General features: G+C 58.7%; 2 protein-coding genes and 3 pseudogenes. 3 read left to right on the top strand and 2 right to left on the bottom strand.

What is annotated here, in order from left to right:
* Nucleotides 1-325: outer membrane protein (locus C7G41_RS36685; protein ID WP_373681184.1), on the bottom strand; the 325-nt coding region annotated here is incomplete at its 3' end.
* Between the two features lie 216 nt (nt 326-541).
* Nucleotides 542-1,081 carry a DUF1488 family protein gene (locus C7G41_RS36680; RefSeq protein WP_146159903.1) on the bottom strand — a complete coding sequence of 180 codons (540 nt, stop codon included), beginning with the start codon at nt 1,079-1,081 and terminating at the stop codon, nt 542-544.
* 120 nt (nt 1,082-1,201) lie between these two features.
* Here C7G41_RS36680 and C7G41_RS38690 point away from each other — a divergent pair.
* The 3 pseudogenes from C7G41_RS38690 to C7G41_RS36660 form a co-directional block, all read left to right on the top strand.
* Nucleotides 1,202-1,398 (top strand): annotated as a pseudogene (locus tag C7G41_RS38690) (integrase); the annotation flags it as partial.
* Between the two features lie 211 nt (nt 1,399-1,609).
* Nucleotides 1,610-3,579 (top strand): annotated as a pseudogene (locus tag C7G41_RS36670) (methyl-accepting chemotaxis protein).
* A gap of 850 nt (nt 3,580-4,429) precedes the next feature.
* A pseudogene (locus tag C7G41_RS36660) lies at nt 4,430-5,094 on the top strand (transporter); the annotation flags it as partial.

Here is a 5,094-nt window from a genome sequence, read left to right as displayed (position 1 = left end):
TGCTGAGATCCGCCCAATCACCCTGCGCTTCCAGACCAAACACCCACTGGCTGGATTGCCAGCGATAACCGAGCTGGCCACCAATGACGCCGCCGGACCGATCGCGGCAGCCGGAAGCGAACGCTACGCCAGCCGCGTCAAGGAAATCCACGCAATTATGGTTCTGCGCCCAGCCGCCATTGCCGCCGATATAGAAGCCGGTCCAGTTGTAGATGGGGGCAACGTAGGGAGCCGGCGCAGCCTTCATCGGCATGTCGGCAGCCGAGGCCGGCACAGCCATTCCGAGCGCAAGCACTCCGACCGTCCCTAGTAAAAACTTCTTCATCACTAAATCCCCACTTGTTATGCGCTTCGGGCGAAGCGGTCATTTTGGCAAGACTGCCGGTCGATCTATGAGGGACGATAGGCGCAAATCTCCCAAAGGCCTGTATCCGATTGACAACACTCAAGGCCAAAATGAGCAGTCGCCTAAGCTGATGATTTGTTTACCCTTTTGAAAGGGCAAATTCGTCCGGCGGAAATCGCGGCGCTATCCGACCCTTCAGCTCCGTCCCGGCACTATCGAATGACCTCTGCCGAAACGGCTGATCGGAATGTGTTTCGAAAAAATACTGATCACCCTTGTTTTCTCATCGGATGATTGATCGAACAGTGCGGACGCTATGGCTTCGATTAGCACGCGATGGACCTTGAATTCAGCAAGCAAGTCCCCCTTCGAGCCTCTCCGGCGATCAGCCAAGTCGCTAAGCGCGGCAGTGCTAATTTGGCATTGCACAATTTGCTGTCCATTCCTCATCGTAAACTTGAATGCCATCAGGTCGGAATCATACCCAACGGCCTTTCCTCTCCTCAGCGGCATGAACCCGGTCCCCTCTTCCCAACTACCCGTGAAGCGGACCGCGCGATGGGCTGCCAGGTGAGCATCTATAAGGCGCGGCAACTGACCTTCTTGAAGCAACGGAGCAAAGCACGTCCTCAGCGGTTTGCAAATTCGAGACCTGCTGGGATCGCGGGTGACGTCACCGAAATCGACCCGGTCTTGGTATTGCAGCGCAGTACGCCTTCCGTTGGCGTCCTTCACGCGGAAACATTGCTCCTCCTCCAACTGGCAAGAAGTCGGGAGAATACTTGGTTCACTGGCCGGCGGCGGAGTGGGTATATGACGACGCGCTAGTACGCCCGACTCCTATCTCACTGGATCGTTGATATCGGACTGGATCCGCACTTGTTCGGGACGCATTCGCTTTGCCGGACCAAGGCAACCTTGATCTATCGCCGACCGGCAACCTGCGAGCCGTACAGCTCCTGCTGGGGCATACCAAGATCGAGAGCACCGTTCTATACCTAGGCATCGAGGTCGACGACGCTCTCGCGATAGCAGAACAGGTTGACGCCTGACTTCGGGGGCAGAGCAGACATGCTCTGCCCTGCCCTCACAGTCGGCTGCGGGCCAGCAACCGAAGTCAGGCGCGCCCCGCCGCGTGCTCGGACTTTCTTAATTGCCTAAAAGCGACAGCCCCTTTTACGATTCGTTCTTTCATTACCCGTAAGTTAAGCAAAGCAAACACTTTTTGCTGTTTTAAAGCGACCTTTTTTTAGAGGTTCAATCATGGGTTTTTTCTCCTTTCGTTTGAGTCATAAAATCCTGTTGATCGGGCTAATCGGCTTGCTCGGGCTCGCGGTATTCGGCGGCATCTATTTGACAGGCGCAGCCTCGCAGGAGGGATCGCGCAAAGTGGCAGAAGAGGCTCGGCTACTGTCGAACCTCAATGAGAAGCTCGCGCGTGACATGCTGGATGCTCGCCGGGCCGAGAAGGATTTCCTGCTGCGACGGGATGAAGCTTCCATGAAGCGCCATGCAGCAGTCAGCGCGACGATCACGACACAGATAGACCGACTTGGGACGATGATCCGAGCGAGCGGGTTTAGTGAGCTTTCAGAGAAGGTCGACAACCTTGCCAAGGGTTTCAATGAATACCAGAAGCAATTTGCCGCCCTGGAGCAAACAGAGATCAGGCTCGGTTTGAACGAGAAGCTCGGATTAAGCGGATCGTTGCGCGGGTCAGTGCATGACATCGAAGCCCGACTGAAGGATACCAACAGCCAGGCGCTCACGAGTGGCATGCTGATGATGCGGCGGCATGAGAAAGATTTCATGCTCCGGCGAGACCCGAGCTACGTAGAGTCGTTCCAGAAGAGCGCGGACGACTTTGCCAAGACAGTTGCAGCTTCTGATCTCGTTACGGCTGTGAAGACCGATATCGCAGCCAAGCTGCAGAGCTACAGAAACGACTTTGCATCGTGGGCGGAGGCTGCCCAACGAGCCAAGGTCGAAGCTTCGGCGATGTCGAAGGGATATGCGAACATCGAGCCGATCTTCGAGTCCATCGAACAGGATGTTCGGCAGCGCTACGATGGCGCCCAGGCGCAAGAGGCCGAAACGCTGGCCGCTGTGAAACGCTGGATGCTGATCGCACTGATGCTCGCAATTCTTGTTGTTTCAGCTCTCGCGCTGACTATCGCTCGTTCTGTCACGATGGCCATTGCCTCCATGGTGCAGGCCATGGTCCGGCTGGCCAGAGGCGACATGACCGTGGCGGTCCCCGGCATCGGACGACGTGACGAGATCGGCGAGATGGCCGGGGCGGTCGACGTTTTTAAGACGAACATGATCGAGGCGGAGCGCCTTCGTGCCGAACAGGTGGAGGTCGAAAAGCGTCAGGCCCAACAGCGGAAGGCCGACATGCATCGGCTAGCCGGCGAGTTTGAAGCGGCGGTTGGCGAGATTGTAGAAACCGTTTCGTCGGCTTCGACCGAACTCGAAGCATCCGCAGGGACGCTCACAAGAACGGCCGACCACGCCCAGCAACTCGCAACCACCGTTGCTTCGGCCTCGGAGGAAGCATCCACCAATGTACATCAGTCGCTTCCGCAACTGAGGAACTGTCCTCGTCCGTGACCGAGATAAGCCGGCAAGTCCAGGCTTCGGCCCGGATGGCTTCCCAGGCTGTCGATCAGGCAAGAACGACCACAGAAAAGGTCGGCGCGTTGTCCAAGGCAGCGGCCAGGATCGGTGACGTCGTTGATCTAATCAACACAATTGCCGGCCAGACCAACTTGCTGGCTCTTAATGCCACCATTGAAGCTGCGCGCGCGGGCGAGGCAGGCCGCGGGTTTGCGGTAGTCGCCTCCGAGGTCAAGGCACTGGCTGAGCAAACCGCGAAGGCCACAGGTGAAATCGGTCAGCAGATATCCGGGATTCAGACCGCGACCGAGGAGTCGGTCCATGCGATCAATGCGATTTCGGGAACTATCCAACAGCTCTCGGAAGTCTCTTCTACCATCGCCGCCGCCGTCGAGGAGCAGGGCGCGGCCACTCAGGAGATCTCACGTAATATTCAGCAGGCGGCGCAGGGCACCGAGTTGGTCTCTTCGAACATCAGCGACGTTCAGCGCGGAGCAAGCGAAACAGGCTCAGCTTCAACGCAGGTGCTTTCCGCGGCTCAGTCCCTATCACTGGAAAGCAATCGGCTAAAGCAGCGAGTCGACCGGTTTCTGGTCACGGTTCGCGCGGCCTAGTAATCTGGTAGCGCGCAAAAATCCACCGTAGTCGACGAGGACGTCGGCTGTGGGTCCTCACAAGCGGCAGTAGGCGCCAACCTGGGTCGACGTCCGGTTTAGCCCTCACAGCCGACGAGACCCGTCTTTCAGCGACCTTCAGCTGAAGGCCAATAGGCGCCGGTTTGGCGCGGCGCTGTAAACTTCCGTCTAATATGAAAAAGTGGACGCCCTCGGCTTCCGGCGGCGAATCCATTCAGACGGACGACGCCGATGGACCATTGCTTTTCGGGCTGACCATGGTTGCACGCCGCCTAGACAAACGTGAAAAGTAACGGCTAGTCATTCGCATGGGCTGGATTCCGAATTGGCTGCGACGAGCAGATGTCAGGCTGCAGCCTAGGGCCGGCGCTCAGGTCGACTTACAACCGCTGTCGGAGCGCAGCGGCAGGTGGCTGAAGGCGAACTTGTTTCGCTTCCCGGGCGCGGTGTGGTCGCGGAAGCGTGGCTGTGTGGAGTTGTCAGAGGGCGACGTGATAGCGCTGCATCTGGTTGTCGAGCGGATCACGGAAGCCGGGCTGAAGGTGCGGCTGTCGGGGCGCCTTCGCGGCTGGGATGGTGCGTCGCCTGTTTGGACTTTACTGGTGCGCAAGCGTTAGCGGATCGCGGCGTCGGGTTTACTAGCGACAGCGGACATCACGGCGGCTGAGGTGCTCTTCGGCTTTGGGGCAAGAGCCGACGTTAGCGAGCGCGTCGTCGACAGGCGGCGAAAAAAACACAGGGAGCAAGGGCGCCGACCAGAATTGATCTGGATCAAGTGTCGCGGGAATACATCGGCCAATTTGACGCAGATTGTTGGAGGGCCTTCGTTATGAGCACGGTGAGATGGGTCATCTCAGCCGCACCGGAAATTTTCCTGCTGCTGTCGATCGCGCTCGGCACCATTCTTGGCCGCGTCCGGATCCGCGGCTTTTCGATCGGCACCACGGCGTGCACGCTCATCGTTGCCGTCCTGATCGGGCAGCTCGGCACCTTCACGTTTCCATCCCTGTTGAGGGTCATCCTCTTCAGCCTGTTCGTGTTCACGATCGGCTACCGGTCCGGACCCGAGTTCTTTGCCTCGTTGAGCATCCGGACCCTGGCGCAGGTCGCGCTCGCGCTCGTGCTCGGCGGCACCGGCCTCATCATCGTTCTCGTATTTGCCCATGTGTTCGCGCTAGGTCCCGGCACCGCATCGGGCCTTGCTGCGGGAGCCCTGACGCAGTCGTCGGTCATCGGCACCGCATCTGGCGCTCTATCCCAGCTCGGACTGGCCAAAGAGGTGCTGCAGCAGCAGGACGCCAATATTGCCGCCGGCTACGCCGTCACCTACGTGCTCGGCTATATACTTACGCTCCTGTACGTGCCGTTTGTCGCGCCGAAATTGATGGGGGTCGATCTGAAAGCGGAAGCTGCAAAGCTCGAGGCGGAGCTTGCGGGCGGCAACCCGCCACAAACTGAAAATCTGCACTATCGCAAATTCCAGGCCCGCGCCTA

The organism is Bradyrhizobium sp. MOS002 (genome assembly GCF_003020115.1).
Classification (GTDB): Bacteria; Pseudomonadota; Alphaproteobacteria; order Rhizobiales; family Xanthobacteraceae; genus Bradyrhizobium.
This window is presented reverse-complemented; position numbering and strand designations above follow the sequence as displayed.